Here is a 23423-nt window from a genome sequence, read left to right as displayed (position 1 = left end):
ACAACAAAAGTTTGAAAGCATAAGAAGGTGTTGAAAGAAGTGGATATTTTAATTGCATTAATTCCCGCTGTCATGTGGGGGAGTATTTTACTTGTAAGTTCAAAATTAGGAGGCAAAGCTTATAGCCAAACAATTGGTTTAACTGGAGGAGCGCTTTTATTCTCAATCGTAGCGTTCTTTATTGTTTCACCTGAACTTACATGGAAAATCTTTATCGTAGGCTTTGTTTCAGGTTTATTCTGGTCAGTTGGTCAAATGAACCAATTCTCAGCTGTTGAATATTTAGGTGTATCAAAAACACAGCCTATTTCTACAGGTATGCAGCTAGTCGGAACATCGTTATTTGGTGTGTTACTGTTCGGTGAATGGTCAACGCAAACAAAGCTACTAATTGGAATTGCTGCTCTTGCGTTTATTATTGTTGGGGTAGTCTTTACGTCGTTAAACGATAAAAATAACAAAGAAGCTGATGGGAAAAGTCAATTTGGTAAAGGGATGTTTACACTTTTCATCTCAACATTAGGTTACATAGGTTATTTTATCGTCGTTCAGTGGTTTGGAGTGGAAGGTTGGTCTGCAATTTTACCGCAGTCTTTAGGTATGTTAGCAGGTGCATTGCTTCTTACGTTTCGTCATAAGCCATTTAACAAATACGCTACACGCAACATCTTAACTGGGTTTGTTTGGGCAACAGGTAATATTGGTTTATTAGTAGCAGCTCCTCGTGTTGGAGTAGCCACGAGTTTTTCATTCTCACAAATGGGAATTATTATCTCAACATTAGGTGGTATTTTCCTACTTGGTGAAAAGAAATCGAAAAAACAAATTACGTTTGTCATCATCGGCTGTATTCTAATTATCGTCGGTGGAGTACTGCTTGGATTTACGAAAAAATAAATAAAACTCTCATAAAAAACGAAACAAGAAAGAAAAGGAGCGATTACTTTGTATAAAGATTTAGAAGGAAAAGTAGCAATCGTGACAGGAGCAGCAACTGGGCTTGGAAAATCAATTGCAATAAGGTTTGGACAAGAAAAAATGAAAGTGGTTGTGAACTATCGTTCAAAAAGTGAAAGTGCTTTAAAAGTAGTGGAAGAAATTAAACAAAATGGTGGAGAAGCAATTGCTGTACAAGCTGACGTTTCTAAAGAAGAAGATATGAAGCGTTTGATTGAATCAGCTCATACGACATTTGGATCTTTAGATGTAATGATGAACAATGCCGGTGTTCAAAAAGAAATTCCATCTCATGAAATGTCACTTGAAGAATGGAACAAAGTCATTTCTGTTAACCTATCAGGAACGTTTATGGGATGTAGAGAAGCAATTAATTATATGCTTGAGCATAATATCAAAGGCACGGTCATCAACATGTCAAGCGTACATGATATTATTCCGTGGCCACATTTTGTTCATTATGCATCAAGTAAAGGTGGCATTAAAATGATGACAGAAACGTTAGCATTGGAATATGCCCCAAGAGGAATTCGCGTAAATGCAATTGGTCCAGGTGCCATTAACACGCCAATCAATGCTGAAAAATTTTCGGATCCAACTGCGAAAGCAGATGTAGAAAAGTTGATTCCAATGGCTAAGATTGGAGAGCCAGAAGAAATTGCAAGCGTAGCAGCTTGGTTAGCATCTAATGAAGCAAGATATGTTACGGGCATTACGCTGTATGCGGATGGTGGAATGACCTTGTACCCAAGTTTTCAAGCAGGAAAAGGTTAATTCATTCTTCTAGAAGGACGAATATAGACACCGGTACCATTTGGCACAATCGAAGCAAGTTCGTTTACTTGTTCGTTTCTCATTCGAATGCATCCTTTTGAAACAGCTTTTCCTATTGAACTAGGGTCATTCGTTCCGTGAATACCATAGGATTGTTTTGAGAGGCTTAACCACATTGTACCGAATGGTCCACCAGGATTCGGATGTCTATTTACAATAACGAAATCTCCAACAGGTGTTGTGCTAAGCATCTTTCCAACAGCGATTGGATAAGTTGCTTTCACAACATTATTTTCTCTTAGCTCCAACTCTCTCTCCGCGATAAAGACGTGAATTGAATATGGAATGGTATTTTTATCCGGCAAATTAGGAATAATAATTACCTGGCCTGGCACGATAATATTTGGGTTTAAACCTGGATTAGCCGCAAGGATCATGTTGGAAGGCCTTCGATAATCGAGCGAAATTTGATACAATGTTTCACCTTGTTTTACAATATGTTGCATGACTTTCCCTCCTTAATCATATATCTCTTTAAAATTAACAGAATTTTTCGATATTATATAAGTCTATAGCATTATTTGTTACTATATGAACAGGATGATGAGAAAGTGAGTGACAGGTTAAAGGTTTCATATATCCAAAAATAAAAGGTGTTGAGCCCAAATGAAGATGAAGCATGGAATGATTGATATTGGATCGAATACAATGCGACTAGTCATTTATGAGAATAGAGCAGGAAAAGGGTTTAAGCAAATTGAAAACCTGAAAGTGGTAGCCAGATTACGTAATTATTTAGATAATGACAGTCTATTAAACGAAGAAGGAATTCATGTTTTGCTTCAAACGCTACAAACGTTTCAAATTATTACGCGCCATCACGAATTAGCGCATGTTAGCTGCGTAGCGACTGCTACGGTTAGACAAGCTAAAAATAAAGAGTATATTGTCCAACTTGTTAAAGAAAACACGGACTTTTCAATGAAAATTTTATCGGAATATGAAGAGGCTTTTTATGGTTTTTTTGCCGTTATCAATTCAACTTCAGTAGAAGAAGGTGTAACCATTGATATAGGGGGAGGAAGCACAGAAATCACGTACTTTCGAAATCGAGAGCTTGTTGAATATCATAGCTTTCCTTTTGGTGCGCTCTCTTTACGTTTGCAGTATGTAAAAGACAATGTACCTACTGATGAAGAAAGAGAAAGAATCCGTAATTTTGTACGAAGCGAATTTCAAACGCTCTCTTGGCTTCATAAACGCTGTGTACCAATTGTAGCAATCGGTGGAAGCGCGAGAAACCTTGTTCAGCTCCACCAAAGTTTTATTCAGTATCCGCTTGCCGGAGTACATCAATATAGAATGTCTCCGAGGGATATTGCGCAAGTAAAAACGATTATAGCTCCTTACTCCTATAGTGAACTTCAAAAATTAGAAGGACTATCCAAAGATCGAGCAGATACGATTATTCCTGCTATAGAAGTGTTCCAAGGGTTGTGTGAAATAGTAAATGCTTCTTCATTTATCCTCAGCCGTAAAGGACTTAGAGAAGGAGTGTTATATAAAGAAGCCCATGAACAAAGTCAGGGAACAATGTATCCGAACGTAGTGGAACGTAGCTTTCAAGAGCTGGTTGATGATTTTGAAATTAATCTAATTTACGTTCAACAAGTAACGCGGACTGCTACTATGCTGTTTCAGCATCTACGAGTGGATGCTTTACCCACCTTAACAGATGACGATCTCGAACTGTTGAGAAAAGGGGCTCAAGTGTTTCATTTGGGAGAATATATTGATTCAGAATCCAGCAGTCAGCATACGTTTTATTTGTTAGCAAATCGCACAATTGACGGTTTAACGCATTTAGAACGCCTAAAGCTAGCATTAGTTGCTTCTTATAAGGGGAAGTCCACGTTTAGGCAATATATTGAGCCTTTTCGTGAATGGATTTCAAAAGAAGAACAGAGAAAACTTTTATTAATAGGAGCATTATTAAAGTTAGCAACAAGTTTAAATGCAACTAAGCGTAATGTGGTAACACATATAGAAGTCAAGATTACGGATGCAATGTTAACTTTTACACTCGTATGTAACGGCAATTACAAAGCCGAAGAATACCAAGCTGAAAAACAAAAAAAGCATTTAGAAAAAGTATTGAAAAAACCGATTGCGTTGAACTTTAAATACATTACAAATTAAAAGGTGATACTATTCCTGTACAAAATATAAAAGATACATGTCGTTCATCTTATCTTTATAACTAGTTAATAATTAGATGTTAATTTTAAAAAAGGAGAGCATTTAGGGGGAAATGTAAATGGTGAATGTGGAAAAGCTAGACAGGATGGATAAAGAAAATGAACTGACAAACCCTGCTTATTATAATAACCGGGAGCTGAGCTGGTTGGCATTTAACCAGCGCGTATTAGAAGAAGCAATTGATAAGCGAAATGCTCTTTTAGAACGATTAAAATTTCTAGCGATTTTCAGCTCTAACTTAGATGAATTTTTCATGGTACGAGTAGCGGGAATAAAAGATCAGGTAAAAGCGAGCTTTAATAAGCGTGAGAACAAAGCGGGGCTGACTCCCAAACAGCAGCTTTCAGCAATCGCAATTAAAAATCATGAGCTTATTAAAGTTCAGTCTGAAACCTATATGCATACTTTATTGCCTTTGTTAAAAAAAGAACAAATCAACTTTATTTCAATAAAGGAATTAACGACGCATCAACATGAGTTTTTAGAATCTTATTTTATAGATCAAGTTTTTCCTGTATTAACTCCAATGGCAGTCGATGCGTACCGGCCGTTTCCGATTCTTCTTAATAAAAGTTTAAATTTGGCTGTTGTATTAAAGGAAGATAGAGAAGAGCAGCAAGTTACAGGGATAAAAGGAAGGCTTGCAATTGTTCAGGTACCTGCGGTTTTAGAGCGGTATATAGAATTACCAACAAATTCATTAGAACGCTCATTTGTGTTACTAGAAGAAGTAATTGCGCACTTTATTCAACAATTGTTTAGTGGTTATGAGGTAGCATCTGTGACGCAGTTTCGCATTACGCGAAATGCAGATATGACTATTCATGAAGAAGGAGCTCGGGATCTTTTAAAAGAAATTGAGAAAGAGCTAAAAAAACGAAAATGGGGCGCTGCTGTTCGCTTAGAAGTAAAAGCATCCTATTATGATGAACAGGTTCTAGCCTATTTAAAGCAGGTATTAGATATTCATACGAAAGATGTGTACGTAGTTGACTCCCCTCTTGATTTAACCATGCTGTTTTCATTTTGCGACAAAATCAAAGTAACTCATGAACATTTAGGTGTTGAAATGTTTATCCCACAGCCGCCGCAAGATCTAGCATCGGATGAAGATATCTTTGAGAAATTGTTAGAGCAGGATTTATTATTTCATCATCCCTACGAGTCGTTTGAACCGGTTGTTGATTTTGTAGCCGATGCGGCCGAAGATTCCGACGTATTAGCCATCAAACAAACTTTATATCGTGTAAGCGGAGATTCCCCCGTAATAAAAGCGTTGCAAAGAGCCGCGGAAAACGGGAAACAGGTCACCGTATTGGTTGAATTAAAAGCACGGTTTGATGAAGAAAAGAACGTTCAATGGGCAAAAGAATTAGAAAAAGCAGGTTGTCACGTCATCTATGGAATGACACACTTAAAAACACATAGCAAAATTACACTAGTGGTAAGGAAACGCAACAACCGAATTGAGAGATTTGTTCATCTTGGTACAGGCAATTATAATGACGCAACGGCTAAAATTTATACAGATATCAGTTACTTAACATCAAAGCGCCAGTTTGGTGTTGATGCAACCAATTTCTTTAATTACCTAAGCGGGTATACCCAAAAGCCAGCTTATCATCACTTATCAGTTGCGCCGTTTGATATTCGAGATGATTTCCTTGCGCTAATTGACAAAGAAATAGTATGTCATCAAAAACACGGCAATGGCCGAATTATTGCTAAAATGAATTCATTAACGGACAAGGTATTAATTATGAAGTTATATGAGGCTTCACAGGCTGGTGTGTCCGTTGATTTAATTGTCCGCGGCACATGCTGTTTGCGCCCGAAAATAAAAGGAGTTAGCGAAAATATTCGAGTAAGGAGTATTATTGGAAGGTTTTTAGAGCATAGTCGCATTTACACGTTTCATCACAATGGAGAAAAAAAGGTGTATTTTTCATCCGCTGATATGATGACGAGAAATATGGTAAAGCGCGTTGAAATTTTATTTCCAATTCTCGAAGAACCGTTAAAAAACAGAACGTTAAAATGGTTAGATCTTATGCTTGAAGATAACATAAAAGCTAGAGAGCAAGATGCAAATGGAAATTACTATTATCTGCAGCAGGGGAGGCAAGAGGCTGTTGATAGTCAAAAAGTTTTTCGGCAATTAGCATATCAAGTCATGGAAGATGAAGAGTAAACAAAAAAGCCGATGGAAATCGGCTTTTACATTTGTTATCGGGGAACAGGGCCAAACCCTGGTGTACCTGGAGCGCCGTAGAAAGTGTTGTAAATAGGTGGACCTGCAGGACCTCCATAGTATGGAGTAGGTGGATATGGGTAAAACGGAGGGCAACAACCAGGGCGTCCACCGAATCCGCCCACTGCTAGTCCTCCAAGTAAGCCACCAGCTAGGCCAGCTACGAATGGAAAAGCAAAAAAGCGCTGTTCACCGTTAGGAGCGGTACGATATACGCCATACGGATAATATTGATGATACATAATTCAACCTCCTTCAATGTTGTCTATGTAGTGTATGGTGGTAGGTTTCATTATGAGTCTGTCTTACTATATGTTTCCTGTATAATCGCAAAAAAACGTCTAAATAGACGTTTTTTTTTAATGTGAATAATGTAATTTCAGGTGTAGCTAAAAACCTAAAGGGAATGCGCGTTGTGCCGATACCGCGGTTCACATACAGCTGCATGTCGCTTTCTCCCACTTTATAAAATCCTTCGGGATAAACCGTACCGAAAGGAGGCGTAATTAACGGTCCGAAAAATGGAAGTTGAATCTGTCCTCCATGACTATGCCCTGATAGCTGTAAATCAACTGGGAATGCTGCCGCTTTAACTGCTACATCAGGTTCATGAATCATAGCAATTGCAAACGTAGAGGACTCTAGTTGACCAAGTGTTTGTTCATATTGAGGGTCTCCTAACAGCACATCATCTAACCCGCAAATATGGATATATTCTCCGTTATCAAGTGTTATTGTTCGTGCTTCATTCACTAGAAGTTGGAAGTTTGATTCCTGGATTATATCTTGATAAAGCGTCGTACCGTACCCTCCATGATCATGGTTTCCATAAATCGCATACTTTCCAAGAGGCGAGTTTAATCGCTGTAAAATAGGCGGAATTCGATGCGGGTAAGCATATTCATTCGGTGCATCCATTAAATCGCCTGTAAACAAAATGAGATCAGGTTTGAGGCTGTTAATCTTATTAACCAGTTCTTCTAGCTGCTGAAGGTTATAAGAAAGCCCGAGGTGAGTATCACTAAATTGTAAAATAGTTCGATTGTGAAAGCCTGTTGGAATATTGTTTGAAAAGATGCTCTTACGCGTTATCTGCAGTCGCCTCGGCTCAATATACTTCGCATATGTATAACCAAAGGAAGTCGTTAATACAGTCCCTAGCGATAAAGAAAGTAAACCTTTTAAAAAAGAGCGTCGTGTATACGTCTTTTTCATTTTAAAATCAACCTATTCTCTTTCATATTTCCATTGACATTACTCATAATGGCTAAAGATTAATTATAGCATCTCTGAAAAAAGGATAAAACTTAAAACTCTGATTTACTTAAACAAGTAGTAAAAAAACGTATTTTCGAGAGAAATGAATAACTATTCATTTCTCTTTTAGATAAAAAAAGGTAGAATAAAAGAGTAAGAGCTTTAATAAAAAAGGGGGATAACGGAATGAAGGAGAAAGTAGTGGTAGTAACAGGTGGTTCAAGTGGGATGGGCAAACATATGGCGAAGCGCTTTGCTAGCGACGGAGCGTATGTCGTAATTACTGGAAGATCTCTAGAACGCCTAGAAGAAACGAAGGCAGAAATTGAAACATTTGAAAATCAAGTGTTACCTGTGCAGATGGATGTACGAAATCCTGAAGATGCAAAACGGATGGTGAGTGAAACTCATAAGCAGTTTGGTCGAATCGATTATCTTATTAACAATGCTGCAGGAAATTTTATATGTCCCGCAGAAGAGCTTTCAGTAAACGGTTGGAAAAGCGTCATTGACATTGTGTTAAACGGTACGTTCTATTGTAGTTCTGAGGTAGGGAAGTACTGGATTGAACACAATATTAAAGGAGCCATTACAAATATCGTAGCTACATATGCATGGAATGCAGGTGCTGGAGTTATTCATTCAGCTTCAGCTAAGGCTGGGGTGTTAACAATGACAAGAACATTAGCTGTTGAATGGGGAAGTAAATACGGTATTCGAGTAAACGCAATCGCTCCTGGACCAATTGAGCGTACTGGTGGAGCAGATAAATTATTTCAATCTGAAAAGATGAAAGCGCGTACACTTAATTCGGTACCACTTAGACGCTTTGGTACACCAGAAGAAATTGCAGGACTAGCTGCATTTTTATTTTCGGATGAAGCATCATACATTAATGGTGAATGCATTACAATGGATGGAGGCCAATGGTTAAACCAATATCCTTTTTAAATAAAGGAAAAAGCAGACAGCGGAATGTCTGCTTTTTTGTATTTTCTTCAAGCGTTACTTCACTTCAAAGACTAGCAAAAACAGGATTTTCATATTATACTTACTAAAAATGTATATATAGTAATTGAGCACATTGAATGCTACAAAAAGCTTGAATATTCATTGCGCTTCAGTAAACCGATGAAAGTAGATCAAAAGGTCTAGTAAGAGGATTGAATTGAATCTATATGATAAGGGGGGAACGTCATGGATCCTTTAGATGTGTTAACAAACATAGAGAACACCCTTCCATATTATCAAGCAATTTTTAGTGCGGATGAACACAAGATTGTTGGGTATGAAGTGTTAGCAAGGATTAAACAAGATGACGAGATTGAAAGTTTAGGAGCTTTTTTTCACGATGATGCGATTCCGGATGAATATCGAATTGAAGTGGATTATGCGGTTTTAACAAAAGCATTGAATCACATTTTAGAGCAGAAAGAAGAGTTTTTAATCTTTATTAATCAAAATCCCAATTTATTAATGAATGACCATGGAGAATCTCTGTTAGAACTGTTGCAGTATTTTGAGACAAAGGGGCTATCTCTGAATCGAGTTGTTTTAGAAATTACCGAGCACAATTTTAATGGTGATATTGAATCTCTTCAGCATTTATTGAAATATTATCAAACGTATGGCATTAAGGTGGCAATTGATAATATTGGTAAAGAAAGCAGTAACTTAGATCGTATTGGTTTGCTTTCACCAGATATTTTAAAAGTAGACCTGCACATTTTACGACAAACGGCTATGACACAATCTTATCAAGACGTTTTGTATTCGTTATCATTGCTAGCACGTAAAATGGGAGCTACCCTGCTGTATGAAGATATTGAAGCTTCTTATCAACTGCAATATGCATGGCGTAACGGCGGTAGGTACTTTCAAGGTTACTATTTACATAAGCCATCAGCTGAATTGGTTGATCCTTTTCTGTTAAAGGATAAGCTGAAAAATCAATTTGAAATGTTTATAGCTCACGAGAAGAAAAAATTACAGGCTATCTATGAATTAACGGAGAGCTTCCAGGTGAAAATGCAGCAGGTAATGAGTCAATGCCGCAAGATGGAAGAGTATGACGAGATGCTTCAGTATATTGCGAATGAGCTTTCAATCGCATGCTTCCGAGTGTATGTATGCGACGAGAATGGGTTTCAACGCTCATCAAACTTTTTAAAGAAAGAACATGAATGGATTGCCGAGCCAGAGTACCTTCACAAAAATTGGAGCTGGCGTCCGTATTTTCTTGAGAATATTATTCGAATGACCCATGAACAGCGTGGGATTTTATCAGACTTATATAACGATATTGAAACAGGAGAGAATATACGAACTTTTTCGTATCCAATTGAAAACGGTCATTATTTATTTATCGATATTTCATATGCCTTTTTATATGAGAAAGACGCATTATAAAAAAGCATGCCTCACTAACCCTGAGGCATGCTTTTTTTCATTTCTAAAAATGAAAGAATATGGGGTCAAAAAGAAGGAAAGCTATTACTAATTAAAACGAAAGGGATGATCGTTTATGAAAAAAGTAGTAGGATCGATAATAATTTTTTTATGTGTAACATGTTTGTATACGCCTGCTCAGGCTGAAGTTGATGGAGATACCCGCAACGAAATCTTTACTGCTCTACATGAAGCCTTTCAAGCTCAGCTTCGTTTAACGAATGAGCATTATTCAAAGGAAAAGGCAATCAGCACGCTTCTTCCATACTTTGAGAAAAGCTACGCGGAAAAATTTCTAGATGATAATATGGTTCAAGAAGCCCAGGGGTATACTGTATACGGTTCTGATTTTGCTCTTCATTATATTCCCTATTTTTCATACGACGAACAAACAAAGGTAGCGGTTCATCCATCCATGGAAAAAGCTTATGTCTTTGAATATTTTCCAGCTGTAAAAGATGGCCCCGTATCTTATGTGGGGCATTATGAGATGTTGACGTTGACTCGCCATGAGGGAAAATGGAAAGTATCAGGATTTACATATAGTAACCAAAAGCCCAGTTAATCCTCTCGCATAAGGTATTTAACTTAAGCAAGATCTAAAAGCTTTTCTAGTGTTTGTAAATCAAAGCCTTTTACCACATCATCATTAACTTTAACCGTTGGTGTTGAATATGACTGAAATACTTCAATCATACGATTTCTGGCTTTTACATCTTTTGAGACGTCATATTCTTTATATGAAATATTATTGTGTTTTAAAAACTGTTTAACAATTTCACACGGTGGACAAGATGGTTGTGTATATAATTCTACGTTTTTCATGTTAAAACTCCTTATTGTATAATATGATATTATAATCAAAAACGACAAACTACGCCATAATAAGCCAATTTCTTACGAAAATTCATGTAAAGTACTTGTGTTTTTTCTGTATGTGGCATATAGTGAAATGGTGTCTTTTATGCATGAAGATTCATGCTGAAGAAATGAGAATGAATAAACAAGCCTTAAATAGGGTAAGTAATGATGTAATCGTTGAAAGGAGAGATTATATGTCACAATTACAAGGTATTTTAACTCGTCTTGTGAATCTCCGTGAGCAAGCAAGTGGAAGTGAAGCACCACAACGCTTCTTCGAAGTAGATGGAAAACGAATTTGTAGCGTGAAATATCATGCGAAAACTGAAACGTTTGAACTTGAAGTATATCAAGATGGCGAGAAGCCAAGCGTTTATCAATTTGATAATATTGACATGATTGCAATTGAGATTTTTGAATTAATTCATTAATGAAGCCATTAATCAACTTAGATCTGTGAATTGTCGATGATTCGAATGAAAGCCTTGGATGCACATTTACGTGTATCCAAGGCTTTTTATATGTCAAGAATAACTGACGTACTAGCAGGCCTCCATATTATATAAAAAGTTAAAAAGAATCTTGACAATAACTAACTTTTGTCTATCTTTCTGAAGCATTTTTTTATATGATTAGAAGGTGAAAAAGTAAAACAATGTGTTGAGAGGAATAGCAAAATGCAATTAGTAGAATGTCGCATGCTTGTCGTATTAGCCCAAGAATTAAATATGAGAAAAGCAGCTGAGCGCTTATTTGTATCGCAGCCAGCTCTATCGCAGCGCCTGCAAACAATTGAACGGGCATGGGATACTCAAATTTTTATCCGTTCCCAAAAAGGTCTTTCTTTAACACCAGCTGGTGAAAAGATTGTGCAGTTTGCAAAGGAAGTTGTTGAAAAAGAAGACCAAGTAAAGGAAGATCTACATCATTTAGACACGGAAGTATACGGGACGTTAAAGCTCGCTGTAGCCTCTATTATTGGCCAGCATTGGTTGCCAGCGGTTTTAAAAAAGTATATGGATAAATATCCTCATGCAAAAATTTCCCTTGTAACGGGTTGGAGCAGTGAAATGCTTCGCTATATTTATGAAGATGAAGTACATATTGGAATTATTCGGGGAAACCCAGAATGGAAAGGTGTAAAGGAACACCTATTTACGGACCCTTTGTATTTAGTAGATACTGAAATTGAAGATGCTTCTGAGGTGCCGAATAATGATCGACCGTTTATTCAATTTAAAAGTGATTCTACTTACTATCAAGAAATACTCGATTGGTGGCATAGAGAGTTTCATACAACTCCAAAACGAACAATTGTTGTAGACCAAATTGAGACGTGTAAGCAAATGGCTCTAAATGGTCTTGGTTTTGCCATTTTACCGTCAATTGCTGTGAAAGATGCCCAGCATTTACATCGGATTCCACTATTAAAAGAAAATAAAGAACCAATCACTAGAGATACTTGGCTAGTAGGATATGAGTCAGCGTTTAAGCTGAAACAAGTGCGTGCATTTATGGAAATTGTCAAAGAGTATATTAAAGAACAGCAAGAAAAAGAGCTATCATAATGCATCTGCGCATTACGTGAAGAAATGAGAAAATTACGTGACTTCTAACTTGTCATGTGGAACTCATTTTGTTACATTAGTAAAATGAAGCAAATGCTAACTTAGGAGGAATACATAATATGAAAATGATGGATGCAAACGAAATTATTTCATTTATTCAAAACAGCACAAAATCAACACCTGTAAAAGTATATGTGAAAGGTGATTTAGAAGGAATCGACTTCGGCGCTTCTTCTAAAACATTCGTAACTGGTAATACAGGTGTTGTATTCGGTGAGTGGAAAGACATTCAAGCAGCAATTCAAGCAAACGAAGGAAAAGTAGAAGACTACGTTATCGAAAACGATCGTCGTAATTCTGCAATTCCACTTTTAGATATGAAAAATATCAAAGCGCGCATTGAGCCAGGTGCAATCATTCGCGACCAAGTCGAGATTGGAGACAACGCTGTTATTATGATGGGTGCTTCAATCAACATCGGTTCTGTAATCGGTGAAGGTACAATGATTGATATGAACGTTGTAATGGGTGGACGTGCAACAGTAGGTAAAAACTGTCATATCGGTGCGGGTTCAGTGTTAGCTGGCGTAATTGAGCCACCTTCTGCAAAGCCAGTTGTTGTTGAAGATGACGTTGTGATTGGTGCAAACGCAGTTGTTCTAGAAGGCGTAACAGTGGGTAAAGGTGCAGTTGTTGCTGCTGGCGCAATCGTAGTTGAAGACGTACCTCCATATACGGTAGTAGCAGGTACACCAGCTCGCGTTATTAAAGAAATTGACGAAAAAACAAAATCAAAAACTGAAATTAAACAAGAGCTTCGTCAACTAAACGACTAATAAGCGAAAGACACAGAAAGCGTGGGCAACCACGCTTTCTTAACTATAAGGAGGATTCATGGCACGTGGACATTTCTCAATTTGCTGCTTTGCGCAGAGAATTACATAAAATACCTGAGTTAGGATTTCAAGAAGTGAAAACACAAGCGTTTTTATTGCGCTATATTGAAAGTCTTCCTCAAGAACATCTTGAAATTAAAACGTGGAAAACCGGTATCTTTGTAAAGGTCAAAGGGAAAAAACCAACAAAAACAATCGGCTACCGAGCTGATATTGATGGCCTCCCAATTACGGAAGAAACCGAGTATGAGTTTTCGTCCACTCATGAAGGTTTAATGCATGCATGTGGTCATGATTTTCACATGAGTATTGGTTTAGGAATCTTAACACACTTTGCAAGTTACCCAATTGATGATCATTTGCTGTTTATCTTTCAACCTGCAGAAGAGGGTCCAGGTGGGGCTCAGCCAATGCTTGAAAGCGAGATTATGAAAGAGTGGAAGCCTGACCAAATTGTGGCGCTACACATTGCCCCTGAATATCCAGTAGGATCAATTGCAGTAAAAGAAGGTCTTTTATTTGCGAACACATCTGAACTGTTTATTGATTTAAAAGGAAAAGGGGGACATGCAGCATACCCGCATAATACAAATGATATGGTAGTCGCTGCTTGTCAATTGGTTTCTCAACTGCAAACGATAGTGGCTAGAAACGTTGATCCATTAGATAGTGCCGTAATTACCGTTGGAAAAATTACTGCTGGAACGGTTCAAAATATTATTGCTGAGCGTGCTCACATTGAAGGGACCATTCGTACTTTATCTCCTGAGTCAATGGCACGTGTAAAAGAGCGAATTGAGGCTATTGTAAAAGGTGTGGAAGTAGGTTATCAGTGCGAGACAGTCATTGATTATGGTTGCATGTATCATCAAGTCTACAATGATCATGACATGACAAAGGAATTTATGACATTTGCGAGAGCCCAAGAAGAAGTAGAGGTTATTGATTGTCAAAAAGCGATGACGGGAGAAGATTTCGGTTATATGCTAAAAGAGATTCCAGGCTTTATGTTTTGGCTTGGGGTAAATTCTCCGTATGGCCTTCATCATTCAAAGCTTCAGCCAGATGAAAAAGCAATTGAGGTGGCCATTTCTCTTATCACTAGCTACTTTGAAATGAAAGGCAACGCATAAGAAAACCCCGGAAGCTTCCGGGGTTTTTTATTATCCGTTATCTTTAGCAAGCTGTGTTGATTCGCCATTCGACTTTTCAACGTATACTTGGTGTGGGAACGGGATTTCAATTCCATGCGTGTCAAAAGCTTCTTTAAACGCTTTACGAAGCTTACGTTCTACGCCCCACTGTTCGCCGTTTTTCGTTTTTCCAACAACTCGTAACACAACGTCCGATGCACCTAGGCCCTGAACGCCAAGGACGTTTGGTCCATCTACAATGTTCTCATCTTCTTGTGCAATACGATCACACACTTCTTGTAAGATGGAAGCTGCGCGATCAATATCGTCATCATATGAGATGCCGATGTCCACAAGTGCTCGCATATTTCCACGAGAGTGATTGCTTAGGCTTGTAATCTCACGATTTGGCACGTAGTGCAATGTGCCATCAAATCCGCGGATTTGAGTTGTACGAAGTCCTACAGATTCAACAATACCTGAAAAACTCCCTGTTGTTACATAGTCGTCTACATCGATTTGTTTTTCCAGCAGTAAGAAAAATCCTGTAACGATGTCGCTCACAAGTCCTTGAGCGCCAAAACCGATTGCTAACCCCACTACTCCAGCACCGGCAAGAAGTGCGGTCGCTTGTACGCCAACAGTTTCAAGTAACATCACAACAACAATAAAGATAAGAACGTATGAAAACACATTTACCATTAAGCTTTTAAGCGTAAGTGCTCGACCTTTTGATACAGTATCACGTTCCATCATACGGTTGAAAGAACGGTCAATAATACGCGTTCCAATGGAACGTACGATTAAGAAACCAATTAAGATGAGGACAAGCTTTAAAACAACTAATCCTGCAACCGTCAGAAGCTGTTCCCAATTGACTTCTGAAAAATTTAACATAAAAAATTCATCCTTTCTAAACATAAAACACTTAACTGGAAATAAATCAAAAAGATAACCATATGTAATGTAAAAACTTGCTTAGTTTCTGGCTCTTTCAGTACATTATTTTATTCCCGCTATTAGACATGCTAAACTTAATTTGTCCCTTTTTGCAAGTCATTAATGCTATTTTTTCTAGAAGTGAACAAAAAAAGTTCGTTTATCTTAGATAAAAATAGGGCATACCATGTATGTCGTCCTATTTCATGTAGTTTATAACTAATTAATAGGTATAATTTACTATATTTAAATGAAAAGCAGAATAAACATGAGCTTATTATTATGTTGGAGGGATGATTCATGCCAGAACGCATGGTAGCCAAGCAGGCCCCACGCTTTGAAATGGAAGCAGTACTGCCGAATAAAGAGTTTGGAAAAGTAAGCTTAGAAGAGAATATGAAACAAGAGAAATGGACAGTTCTTTTCTTTTACCCTATGGATTTTACAGCAGTATGTCCAACTGAAATTACGGCTTTGTCAGATCGCTACGATGAATTTAAAAAGCTAGAGGCAGAAGTAATTGGTGTTTCAACAGATACTATTCATACGCATTTAGCTTGGATTAAAGCAGATCGACGAGATAACGGACTAGGCCCAGTTAATTATCCTTTAGCCGCAGATACAAATCATATTGTTTCACGTGAATATGGCGTTTTAATTGAAGAGAAAGGCGTAGCTTTACGCGGGTTATTTATCATTAGTCCTCAAGGAGAACTAATGTATGCTGTTGTCAACCATAATAATATCGGCCGAGATGTAGATGAAACGCTGCGAGTGTTACACGCTCTACAAACTGGTGAGCTTTGTCCCGCAAATTGGAGACCAGGACAAGCAACGTTATAAAATCACGAAAAGCGTATGCTAAACATGAACATAAGAGATTTCTTACAGCTAAGTTCAGCTGTAGAGTTAGGTAAAACCAAGTGAAAATACATAAATGCTGATGTTTCTGAAAAGTAGACATCAGTGTTTTTTATGTTTTGTTTGTTCAGAAAGTGGAAAATACGTTTGAAGATGCCGAATTTATATCATACTAACGATAATTTAGTATTGAAGGAGGAATTTAGATGCAAATTGGAATGATTGGTTTAGGAAAGATGGGAGCTAACCTTTCTCTAAACTTGATGGAATACAACCATGCAGTTGTAGCATTTGACGTGAATAAAGAAGCAGTTAAAACGTTGGAGGAACAAGGAGCTTTAGGAGCTCATTCAGTAGAAGAATTAGTTAAAAAGTTAGAAAAGCCTAAAGTAGCTTGGGTTATGGTACCAGCAGGCGATCTTACAGAAAAGGTAATCAATGAACTTCACGACTTGCTTGATGAAGGAGATATTATTATAGATGGTGGAAATTCAAAGTATCAAGATTCTGTTCGTCGTGCTGAAAAAGCTCATCAAAAAGGAATTCACTTTTTTGATGTCGGAACTAGCGGCGGGATGGAAGGAGCACGAAATGGAGCTTGCATGATGATTGGTGGAGACAAGGAAGCTTTCGCACACATTGAACCTATTTTTAAAGATATCAATGTAGACAAAGGCTATCTATATGCAGGAGATGCAGGAAGCGGCCATTTCTTGAAAATGGTGCATAATGGAATTGAATATGGCATGATGCAAGCAATTGCAGAAGGATTTGATGTCTTGGAAAAAAGTCAGTTTAATTATGACTATGAAGCAGTTGCAAGAGTATGGAATAATGGCTCTGTTATCCGCTCATGGTTAATTGAACTGATGGAACGTGCCTTTTCAAAAGATCCTCGTTTGGATGATATCCGAGGTGTGATGCACTCTTCTGGAGAAGGAAAATGGACCGTTGAATCAGCTTTAGATTTACAAGTTCCAACACCAGTTATTGCTCTTTCACTAATGATGCGCTATCGTTCATTAGAAGATGATACCTTTACAGGAAAAGTTGTGGCTGCCCTTCGGAACGAATTCGGTGGTCATGCTGTAGAGAAGAAGTAAAGGAAAGCCTAAAAGCTGTGGAAATCCGCAGCTTTTTTTCTGCAAGCTGCTATGTAAAAAGGAAAGAAGCCTTACATTATGGTAAAATAAAGTAGTATATGGACTTCACTTGTTACTTTATGGAGGATTTTTCATGAAAAAGGAATTTGCAGTAATTGGATTAGGGAGATTTGGCGGTAGCATTTGTAAAACACTAAGCGATCAAGGCATGGAAGTACTGGCAATTGATACGGATGAAGAGAAAGTAAATGAGTATGCGAGTATTGCTTCACATGCTGTAGTAGGAGATTCTACGGATGAAGGTGTATTAAAAAGTTTAGGTATTCGCAACTTTGATCATGTCATAGTAGCAATTGGTGATAATATTCAAGCAAGTATCTTAACCACGCTGATTTTAAAAGAGCTAGGCGTAAAGAAAATTACGGTAAAAGCGCAAAACGATTATCATGCTAAGGTACTATCAAAAATTGGAGCTAACTTTATTGTGCATCCAGAGCGTGATATGGGTAGAAGAATTGCCAATAGTATGATTTCCAATAGCGTACTTGACTATTTAGAGCTATCGGATGAACATAGTATTGTTGAGTTAGTTGCTAGTAAAAGAATGGCGGGAAATACGCTTATTGATTTAGATATCCGTGCCAAATATGGTATCAATATTGTGGCAATTAAGAGGAACCAAGATATTATTGTCTCTCCGCAAGCATCAGAGTCAATCAAGCAGGGTGACATTTTAATTGTTATTGGTGCAGATGTAAATATTAATCGATTTGAAAATAAATTCGCAGATATGTAATGAAAACCTGCTTTCATCAATGGAAGCAGGTTTTTTACTATGTATTTATAGAAAATATGGATTTTATTGGTGTTTTGCTAGTACAATAGTAATCGGAGGAATGAAAGGTGAAAAAATTTTTAATACAAACCACTATTTTTTTAGCAATATGGATTACGCTTTTTATTTCAGTGTATGAAAGCGTAAATACTCTTGAATTACTTTTTTTAAATTTCCTCTCAATGCTTATTTATTTTACAAAACCGCTGTGGAAGCAGAAGTTTGGAAATCAAATGTGTCAGGTATTGGTACTATCAACCTTAGGGTTCTTTCTATCGTTCTCTCCACTTTTAATTGCACTTTTTCTATATGTTAGTGTTGAGACAGCTAGTGAAGTGAATGGGGGTTATTTTCGAATCTATGCTGTATGTACAATGGTTGCTTTTTTACTCTTAAGCTGGATTAAGCTAGAAGTGCCATTACTGCCAACAGTTATCATAACTGTACTAATTGGCGTCGTCTTGTATCAATTATGTATAAGCAGGGAAGATACGCAACAAAAACAGCTTTTATATGATGAGCTAAGAGGGGAATACCGTTCTCTCAAACGAATGAGTTTGGAGGCAGAGAAAGCTGCTCGAAATGAAGAAAGAACAAGAATTGCTCGAGATATTCACGATTCTGTCGGTCATAAATTAACGGCTTTATTATTAAATATTCAGGTGTTAAAGATGAGTCAAGAGTTAGAAAGTGTACAGTTGGACCAATTAAAACATTTGGCGGAAGAAAGCTTAGCGGAAACACGTCATGCTGTAAAAGAGTTGGATAAATCAACTTTACAAGGAGTAGCATCTGTTGTTCATTTAATTAGAAAGTTAGAATCAGAGAGTCATATGAACGTGTCGTTTACAGTGAAGCAACGAGTATTATCGCTGGCGTTGTCTAATATTCAAAGCGTTGCGTTGTATCGCGCTATTCAAGAGGGGTTTACAAACGCCATGCGTCATGGTAGTTCAAGAGAGTTAGCAATCACTTTAATGCTATCACCAGTAGGTGATTTATCTTTCCAGATAAAGAATAGCATTGCCACTGATACACCGCCTTTTCGAGAAGGGTTTGGGTTAAAATCACTAAAGCAACGGATTGAAAGTATCGATGGGCAAGTAAGTTACTTTCAAACACCTGAACATTTTTTTATAGAAGGCATTATTAAACTAGATTAATGAACGTGAAGAAGGTGAATTACTTGATTCATATTTTACTTGTAGAAGACCAAAGTATTGTTCGATCAGGAATTAAAATGATGATTGAACAGGATGTTTCGCTTTGCGTGCGAGCAGAAGCGAGTAATGGCAAAGAAGCGCTAGAGCAGTTGGAACGCCATTTGATTGATCTTGTAATCATGGACGTATCAATGCCAATTATGAACGGAATTGAATCGACACAGAGAATAAAAGCGCAGTGGCCGACAATACGCGTGCTAATGTTAACGACCTTTAATGATGAGGAGTATGCCATGCAGGCTCTTCAATATGGAGCAAATGGGTTTATGCTAAAAACCGCTGACCCTGAGCATCTCATTCAATCCATTCATAGCTGTATGAACGGTGGTTTAAGTATTCACGATCATGTAACAGCTAAAATTATGCCAAGGCTATTAAGGCAAGAGTCAACAGAGCCTATACAAGTTGAACTTACAAAAAGAGAACGAGAATTAGTCAAGCTTGTGGGGGAAGGAAAGACGAACAAAGAAATTGCAACAGAGCTTTATTTATCAATTGGAACGGTTAAGAATCATCTTACACAAATTTTACATAAGTTTGAGCTACGTGATCGCACTCAGTTAGCTATTTATGCTGTAAAAAATCACTTAGCGTGAAGAAATCTTCTGACAATCGATCAGAAGATTTTTTGTCATGTGACGGAGGTCATAGTTTGGGGAAGAAGAAGTGACGGAGGTAAGTGGTGAAGAAAGTGTTGAATTTATAAGATGAAGTAAGAAAGAAAATAAGGGAGTGAAGCCTCATGCTAGAAGTTGTCGAACTAAATAAAGTATACAAAAAAACGAAAGTAGTAAATAATGTTAGCTTATTTTTGGAACGCGGCGAAACAATTGGATTATTAGGGCCAAACGGTGCAGGAAAGTCAACAACCATTTCTTTGATTTCGTCTCTTATTAAACCGTCAAGCGGTGACATACGTATCAATGGGAAAAGCAGCATAGGTAATCCAAGTCATATGAGAAAAGTACTGGGCGTTGTACCTCAAGAACTAGCTTTATATGATGAATTAACCGCAAGAGAAAACCTAGACTTTTTTGGAAGAACTCAAAGGATGAAAGGAAAACACTTGGCTGAAAAAGTAGATGAAATTTTAAATATGATTAGCTTAACAAATCGCCAGCATGATCGTGTCAAAATCTTTTCTGGAGGAATGAAAAGACGACTTAATATTGGTATCGCTCTTCTTCATAGTCCAAAGCTTTTAATTATGGATGAACCAACCGTTGGAATTGATCCGCAGTCTAGGTTTCATATTTTAGAGTCAGTTAAGCATTTAAATCAGCACTATGGTATTAGCGTAATCTATACAAGCCACTATATGGAAGAAGTGGAACAGCTTTGCCATCGCATTTACATTATGGATAAAGGAAATATTATTGCTTCTGGTACAAAAGAAGAGCTTCGAAGTATTTTATCTTCTGAACAAGTTATTCATTTTAAGGCCGATTGGATTAAAGAAGGACTTATTCATAAGCTACAGTCTCACCCAGCTGTTTCAAAGTTAACGCATACGGATGGATCTGTTCAGTTCTCTGTTCCCAAAAATGTGAATATACTAGCCGATTTATTTAAGTTTGCTGAGGAACAAGAGATGATGATTTCTTCTGTTCAGATTGAAGCACCTACGCTTGAAGATGTGTTTTTACATTTGACTGGTCGAACGTTAAGAGATTAATGAGGGGGAATCAGGATGTTTTTTGCGCTTTTAAAAAAGCAGTTCATACAGTTTGTTAGACGCCCTCAAGAACTTATTATTTTATTATTAATGCCATTTGTTTTAATTGTAATCTTAGGGTTTTCTCTCGGAAGTATTATGTCTGATAAGCCTGGTTTTGAAGCTACTATTGGGATAGTTGTTAAAGGAGATGAAGAACAAGAAATAGAGAACTTTAAGGAAGAATTAGCCCAACAAGCGTTACCTGAGGAAGCGAAGAAGCAGATGCTTGCGACTGTTAATCACATGAAGCCAATAGAGTTTTTGCTGCAAAATACGTTTCAACACAAAGAAGTCATGCAGTTTATTAAGGTCAAACACCTTTCAAATAAAGAACTTGAAAAAGCTAAGCGAAGCAATGAGTATAACGTAATTGTAGTATTTCCTAAAGGTTTCTCATATGAAGTGTTACAAAAGCAGTTTTTTAATAAAGATTTTGAGAATCCACCGCTAACCATTATTCGAAATGAAGATAAATCGATTGGGGCAGATACAGCAACTAGTATAATGGAAGCTTATCAGCAAAGGTTATCTCTATACACATATGCTAGTCAAGTAAATCCTGAAAAAGCAAGTAATATCGAGATAGCAGGTTCTTTAGGAGAAAAAGAAACGGCGAACAAAGAAAAGCCAATCTCAGCTCTTGCTTACTATGCTATAGGAATGAGCATGATGTTTGTTCTCTATATTGCTCCTAGCTTAGCTACGAACGCTTATGTAGAAAAAGAAGCGCATAGCTTGTCACGAATCATTCTTGCTAACGTATCTCCAACTCTTTATTATTTTAGTATTTTCTGTACGGGTTTCTTGCTAGCTCTATGTCAATTGCTTATTTTATATAGTCTCGTGGCGATATGCTTTGGGGTTATCTGGTCGAACTTAGTAGGTTTTATTATCATTACTGTTTCTGTGAGTATGGCTGTAGGTGGAATTAGCGCATGTCTATCCTCTGTTGTTCATCGCTTGAATTCAGAAGATATGGTTTCAATTTTTCGAAATGTTGTAGTTACGATATTAGCATTTTTAGGAGGAAGCTTTTTTCCGACTGAACAGCTTTCAAGCCAGCTTGCAACAATTGGAGGAATCGTTCCAAACGGAGCTGGTACGCAAGCTTACTTGCGCGTATTGCAAGGAGAATCCATTCAAAACATTAGAGGAGAACTCTTTACGTTGTTTGTGACGACTGTCGTCATGTTTAGTACTGTCTGGTTGTTTGGAAGGAAGGGGTGGAAAAGGTGAATACGATTTTAATCGGTCGATTTAAGCAGCTGCGTAGAAATCCATGGGCGGTGTTGGTGTCCCTCTTTTTAGTTATTGTATTCGCGTACTTAATGGGAAAAGTTGATCAAACGAGCACTACGATTCTTGTGTATAGTAATGATCAACAAGAAAATATTACATCCCTTGTTCAGGACTTAAACCAAACCAAGCATTTACTATTTAAAGAAAGCAATGAAAAAGAAGCGAGAGAGCAAGTGAAAGAAGGTAAAGCAGAAGTAGCTTTAGAAGCAGGAATAAATGATTTTAAGTTGATTTTAACATCCGAAACAACACTTACAGAAAAAGTACATCAGCATGTGAAAACATATTACGAAAAGCGCATGCAAACCAAAGCACTTGCTCGAGAGTTTACAGCTAAAGAAGCAGAAATAATTAACAAACAAATTAAAGAGGCTCCTGTCTTTGAAATTAATATAGAAAGTATGCAAAAAACAGAAGGAATTATGCTTCAAGAGAATATGCAGGCCCTCTTTGGCTTTACACTATTTTTTATCATATATACCATTGGATTTAGCGTGCTCAAAATTTTGCAGGACCGTAAAATTGGAGTTTGGGACCGCCTTCTTATTTCAAGACTTTCAAGAGTGGACCTTTACTCAGGAAACTTGGTATATGCATTTTTAATTGCCTATATAGAAGTCATTGTTATTTTTAGTATCTTTCATTTTGGCCTGGGAATAGACTTTAACGGTCGATTTGCACTTAGCTTACTCGTTGTGATTCCTTACTTATTGGCAACTGTTGCTCTATGTATGTTCTTAGCAGGAGTAGTCAAAAGCATTGCTCAGTATCACGTGCTGATTCCGCTATTAGCGGTGAGTATGGCAATGATAGGAGGGGCATATTGGCCTCTTGAGATTGTCACATCTCCAGTTATGCTCACACTTTCAAAGTTTGTACCATTAACATATGGAATGGACCTTTTAAAGCAAGTTGTGCTCTATAATCATGCATGGCAAACAATTATGTATTCAAGCCTCTTATTATGCATTATTACAGTGGTATTAATGGCTCTTGGAATTAATATTTTAGAAAAGAAACATACGTAAAAAGGATTCGCGTG

The 23423-nt window shown here is 37.4% G+C and carries 24 protein-coding genes; 19 read left to right on the top strand and 5 right to left on the bottom strand.

The window, feature by feature from the left end:
• Positions 1 to 39: 39 nt before the first annotated feature.
• Together V2145_RS12915 and V2145_RS12910 are read left to right on the top strand one after the other, a co-directional pair.
• A complete protein-coding gene (locus tag V2145_RS12915) occupies positions 40 to 897 on the top strand; it encodes a GRP family sugar transporter (protein WP_061784982.1) in 858 nt (285 codons plus the stop codon).
• 48 nt (positions 898 to 945) lie between these two features.
• A complete protein-coding gene (locus tag V2145_RS12910) occupies positions 946 to 1731 on the top strand; it encodes a glucose-1-dehydrogenase (protein WP_094911568.1) in 786 nt (261 codons plus the stop codon).
• On the opposite strand, the gene V2145_RS12905 is transcribed toward V2145_RS12910, so the two are convergent.
• A complete protein-coding gene (locus V2145_RS12905; RefSeq protein ID WP_131886972.1) occupies positions 1728 to 2237 on the bottom strand; it encodes a L,D-transpeptidase family protein in 510 nt (169 codons plus the stop codon). The two genes, V2145_RS12910 and V2145_RS12905, sit on opposite strands and share 4 nt — an antisense overlap.
• Before the next feature lie 160 nt (positions 2238 to 2397).
• On the opposite strand from V2145_RS12905, the gene V2145_RS12900 reads away from it, so the two are divergent.
• On the top strand, positions 2398 to 3930 hold the full coding sequence (locus V2145_RS12900) for a Ppx/GppA family phosphatase (RefSeq protein ID WP_094911567.1): 1533 nt from the start codon (positions 2398 to 2400) through the stop codon (positions 3928 to 3930).
• 118 nt (positions 3931 to 4048) lie between these two features.
• Positions 4049 to 6181: an RNA degradosome polyphosphate kinase gene (locus tag V2145_RS12895; protein WP_131886970.1), complete on the top strand. Its 2133-nt coding sequence runs from the start codon at positions 4049 to 4051 to the stop codon at positions 6179 to 6181.
• Positions 6182 to 6216: 35 nt separating this feature from the next.
• Here V2145_RS12895 and V2145_RS12890 read toward each other — a convergent pair whose 3' ends face one another.
• Together V2145_RS12890 and V2145_RS12885 are read right to left on the bottom strand one after the other, a co-directional pair.
• Positions 6217 to 6483 (bottom strand): hypothetical protein, encoded by a 267-nt coding sequence (locus V2145_RS12890; protein WP_094911566.1) that lies wholly within the window; start codon positions 6481 to 6483, stop codon positions 6217 to 6219.
• Between the two features lie 13 nt (positions 6484 to 6496).
• On the bottom strand, positions 6497 to 7456 hold the full coding sequence (locus tag V2145_RS12885; protein ID WP_330987824.1) for a metallophosphoesterase: 960 nt from the start codon (positions 7454 to 7456) through the stop codon (positions 6497 to 6499).
• A 228-nt stretch (positions 7457 to 7684) separates the two neighbouring features.
• On the opposite strand from V2145_RS12885, the gene fadH reads away from it, so the two are divergent.
• From fadH to V2145_RS12870, 3 genes are all read left to right on the top strand, one after another.
• Entirely contained in the window at positions 7685 to 8449 is a 765-nt protein-coding gene (gene fadH / locus V2145_RS12880) for a 2,4-dienoyl-CoA reductase (RefSeq protein ID WP_094911564.1), read from the top strand.
• 246 nt (positions 8450 to 8695) lie between these two features.
• The gene (locus V2145_RS12875; RefSeq protein WP_094911563.1) at positions 8696 to 9907 is read left to right on the top strand and encodes an EAL domain-containing protein; all 1212 of its coding nucleotides are present in this window, start codon (positions 8696 to 8698) and stop codon (positions 9905 to 9907) included.
• Positions 9908 to 10022: 115 nt separating this feature from the next.
• Positions 10023 to 10511 carry a DUF3993 domain-containing protein gene (locus tag V2145_RS12870; RefSeq protein WP_094911562.1) on the top strand — a complete coding sequence of 163 codons (489 nt, stop codon included), beginning with the start codon at positions 10023 to 10025 and terminating at the stop codon, positions 10509 to 10511.
• Positions 10512 to 10534: 23 nt separating this feature from the next.
• Here the strand turns inward: V2145_RS12870 and V2145_RS12865 are convergent, their stop codons facing one another.
• Complete coding sequence (locus V2145_RS12865) at positions 10535 to 10771, bottom strand: glutaredoxin domain-containing protein (RefSeq protein WP_094911561.1); 237 nt, start codon at positions 10769 to 10771, stop codon at positions 10535 to 10537.
• A gap of 230 nt (positions 10772 to 11001) precedes the next feature.
• Here V2145_RS12865 and V2145_RS12860 point away from each other — a divergent pair, with 230 nt between their 5' ends.
• From V2145_RS12860 to V2145_RS12845, 4 genes are all read left to right on the top strand, one after another.
• Complete coding sequence (locus tag V2145_RS12860) at positions 11002 to 11238, top strand: YkuJ family protein (RefSeq protein WP_025909146.1); 237 nt, start codon at positions 11002 to 11004, stop codon at positions 11236 to 11238.
• A 246-nt stretch (positions 11239 to 11484) separates the two neighbouring features.
• Positions 11485 to 12375, top strand: coding sequence for a LysR family transcriptional regulator (locus V2145_RS12855; protein WP_025909145.1), 891 nt, complete (start codon positions 11485 to 11487; stop codon positions 12373 to 12375).
• A 119-nt stretch (positions 12376 to 12494) separates the two neighbouring features.
• Positions 12495 to 13211, top strand: a complete 717-nt coding sequence (gene dapD, locus V2145_RS12850; RefSeq protein ID WP_094911560.1) for a 2,3,4,5-tetrahydropyridine-2,6-dicarboxylate N-acetyltransferase — start codon at positions 12495 to 12497, stop codon at positions 13209 to 13211.
• Between the two features lie 65 nt (positions 13212 to 13276).
• Positions 13277 to 14404 (top strand): N-acetyldiaminopimelate deacetylase, encoded by a 1128-nt coding sequence (locus V2145_RS12845; protein ID WP_094911559.1) that lies wholly within the window; start codon positions 13277 to 13279, stop codon positions 14402 to 14404.
• Positions 14405 to 14434: 30 nt separating this feature from the next.
• Here the strand turns inward: V2145_RS12845 and V2145_RS12840 are convergent, their stop codons facing one another.
• Positions 14435 to 15301, bottom strand: a complete 867-nt coding sequence (locus tag V2145_RS12840; RefSeq protein ID WP_094911558.1) for a mechanosensitive ion channel family protein — start codon at positions 15299 to 15301, stop codon at positions 14435 to 14437.
• A 342-nt stretch (positions 15302 to 15643) separates the two neighbouring features.
• On the opposite strand from V2145_RS12840, the gene V2145_RS12835 reads away from it, so the two are divergent.
• The 8 genes from V2145_RS12835 (at position 15644) to V2145_RS12800 (ending at position 23409) form a co-directional block, all read left to right on the top strand.
• Entirely contained in the window at positions 15644 to 16186 is a 543-nt protein-coding gene (locus V2145_RS12835; RefSeq protein WP_094911557.1) for a peroxiredoxin, read from the top strand.
• A gap of 224 nt (positions 16187 to 16410) precedes the next feature.
• Positions 16411 to 17307 carry a phosphogluconate dehydrogenase (NAD(+)-dependent, decarboxylating) gene (gene gnd, locus V2145_RS12830; protein ID WP_094911556.1) on the top strand — a complete coding sequence of 299 codons (897 nt, stop codon included), beginning with the start codon at positions 16411 to 16413 and terminating at the stop codon, positions 17305 to 17307.
• A gap of 133 nt (positions 17308 to 17440) precedes the next feature.
• Positions 17441 to 18103 carry a potassium channel family protein gene (locus V2145_RS12825; RefSeq protein WP_094911555.1) on the top strand — a complete coding sequence of 221 codons (663 nt, stop codon included), beginning with the start codon at positions 17441 to 17443 and terminating at the stop codon, positions 18101 to 18103.
• 107 nt (positions 18104 to 18210) lie between these two features.
• Positions 18211 to 19305, top strand: coding sequence for a sensor histidine kinase (locus V2145_RS12820; RefSeq protein WP_094911554.1), 1095 nt, complete (start codon positions 18211 to 18213; stop codon positions 19303 to 19305).
• Positions 19306 to 19328: 23 nt separating this feature from the next.
• Entirely contained in the window at positions 19329 to 19961 is a 633-nt protein-coding gene (locus tag V2145_RS12815; RefSeq protein WP_094911553.1) for a response regulator, read from the top strand.
• A 146-nt stretch (positions 19962 to 20107) separates the two neighbouring features.
• Entirely contained in the window at positions 20108 to 21040 is a 933-nt protein-coding gene (locus V2145_RS12810; RefSeq protein ID WP_094911552.1) for an ABC transporter ATP-binding protein, read from the top strand.
• Positions 21041 to 21055: 15 nt separating this feature from the next.
• A complete protein-coding gene (locus tag V2145_RS12805; RefSeq protein ID WP_311858673.1) occupies positions 21056 to 22318 on the top strand; it encodes an ABC transporter permease in 1263 nt (420 codons plus the stop codon).
• Positions 22315 to 23409, top strand: a complete 1095-nt coding sequence (locus V2145_RS12800; RefSeq protein ID WP_330987823.1) for an ABC transporter permease — start codon at positions 22315 to 22317, stop codon at positions 23407 to 23409. Before V2145_RS12805 ends, V2145_RS12800 begins: the two co-directional genes overlap by 4 nt.
• The last annotated feature ends 14 nt before the right edge of the window (positions 23410 to 23423 follow it).

This window comes from Priestia sp. GS2 (genome assembly GCF_036409025.1).
Lineage (GTDB): Bacteria > Bacillota > Bacilli > Bacillales > Bacillaceae_H > Priestia > Priestia aryabhattai_A.
This window is presented reverse-complemented; position numbering and strand designations above follow the sequence as displayed.

Excerpts from the sequence above, each read along its gene's own strand:
- V2145_RS12885 (WP_330987824.1), bottom strand. The coding sequence starts at position 7,456 with ATGAAAAAGACGTATACACGACGCTCTTTTTTAAAAGGTTTACTTTCT.
- V2145_RS12835 (WP_094911557.1), top strand. The coding sequence starts at position 15,644 with ATGCCAGAACGCATGGTAGCCAAGCAGGCCCCACGCTTTGAAATGGAA.
- V2145_RS12865 (WP_094911561.1), bottom strand. The coding sequence starts at position 10,771 with ATGAAAAACGTAGAATTATATACACAACCATCTTGTCCACCGTGTGAA.
- gnd (WP_094911556.1), top strand. The coding sequence starts at position 16,411 with ATGCAAATTGGAATGATTGGTTTAGGAAAGATGGGAGCTAACCTTTCT.
- V2145_RS12825 (WP_094911555.1), top strand. The coding sequence starts at position 17,441 with ATGAAAAAGGAATTTGCAGTAATTGGATTAGGGAGATTTGGCGGTAGC.
- V2145_RS12875 (WP_094911563.1), top strand. The coding sequence starts at position 8,696 with ATGGATCCTTTAGATGTGTTAACAAACATAGAGAACACCCTTCCATAT.
- V2145_RS12905 (WP_131886972.1), bottom strand. The coding sequence starts at position 2,237 with ATGCAACATATTGTAAAACAAGGTGAAACATTGTATCAAATTTCGCTC.
- V2145_RS12840 (WP_094911558.1), bottom strand. The coding sequence starts at position 15,301 with ATGTTAAATTTTTCAGAAGTCAATTGGGAACAGCTTCTGACGGTTGCA.
- V2145_RS12855 (WP_025909145.1), top strand. The coding sequence starts at position 11,485 with ATGCAATTAGTAGAATGTCGCATGCTTGTCGTATTAGCCCAAGAATTA.
- V2145_RS12900 (WP_094911567.1), top strand. The coding sequence starts at position 2,398 with ATGAAGATGAAGCATGGAATGATTGATATTGGATCGAATACAATGCGA.
- V2145_RS12890 (WP_094911566.1), bottom strand. The coding sequence starts at position 6,483 with ATGTATCATCAATATTATCCGTATGGCGTATATCGTACCGCTCCTAAC.
- dapD (WP_094911560.1), top strand. The coding sequence starts at position 12,495 with ATGAAAATGATGGATGCAAACGAAATTATTTCATTTATTCAAAACAGC.
- V2145_RS12805 (WP_311858673.1), top strand. The coding sequence starts at position 21,056 with ATGTTTTTTGCGCTTTTAAAAAAGCAGTTCATACAGTTTGTTAGACGC.
- V2145_RS12895 (WP_131886970.1), top strand. The coding sequence starts at position 4,049 with ATGGTGAATGTGGAAAAGCTAGACAGGATGGATAAAGAAAATGAACTG.
- V2145_RS12810 (WP_094911552.1), top strand. The coding sequence starts at position 20,108 with ATGCTAGAAGTTGTCGAACTAAATAAAGTATACAAAAAAACGAAAGTA.
- V2145_RS12860 (WP_025909146.1), top strand. The coding sequence starts at position 11,002 with ATGTCACAATTACAAGGTATTTTAACTCGTCTTGTGAATCTCCGTGAG.
- fadH (WP_094911564.1), top strand. The coding sequence starts at position 7,685 with ATGAAGGAGAAAGTAGTGGTAGTAACAGGTGGTTCAAGTGGGATGGGC.
- V2145_RS12870 (WP_094911562.1), top strand. The coding sequence starts at position 10,023 with ATGAAAAAAGTAGTAGGATCGATAATAATTTTTTTATGTGTAACATGT.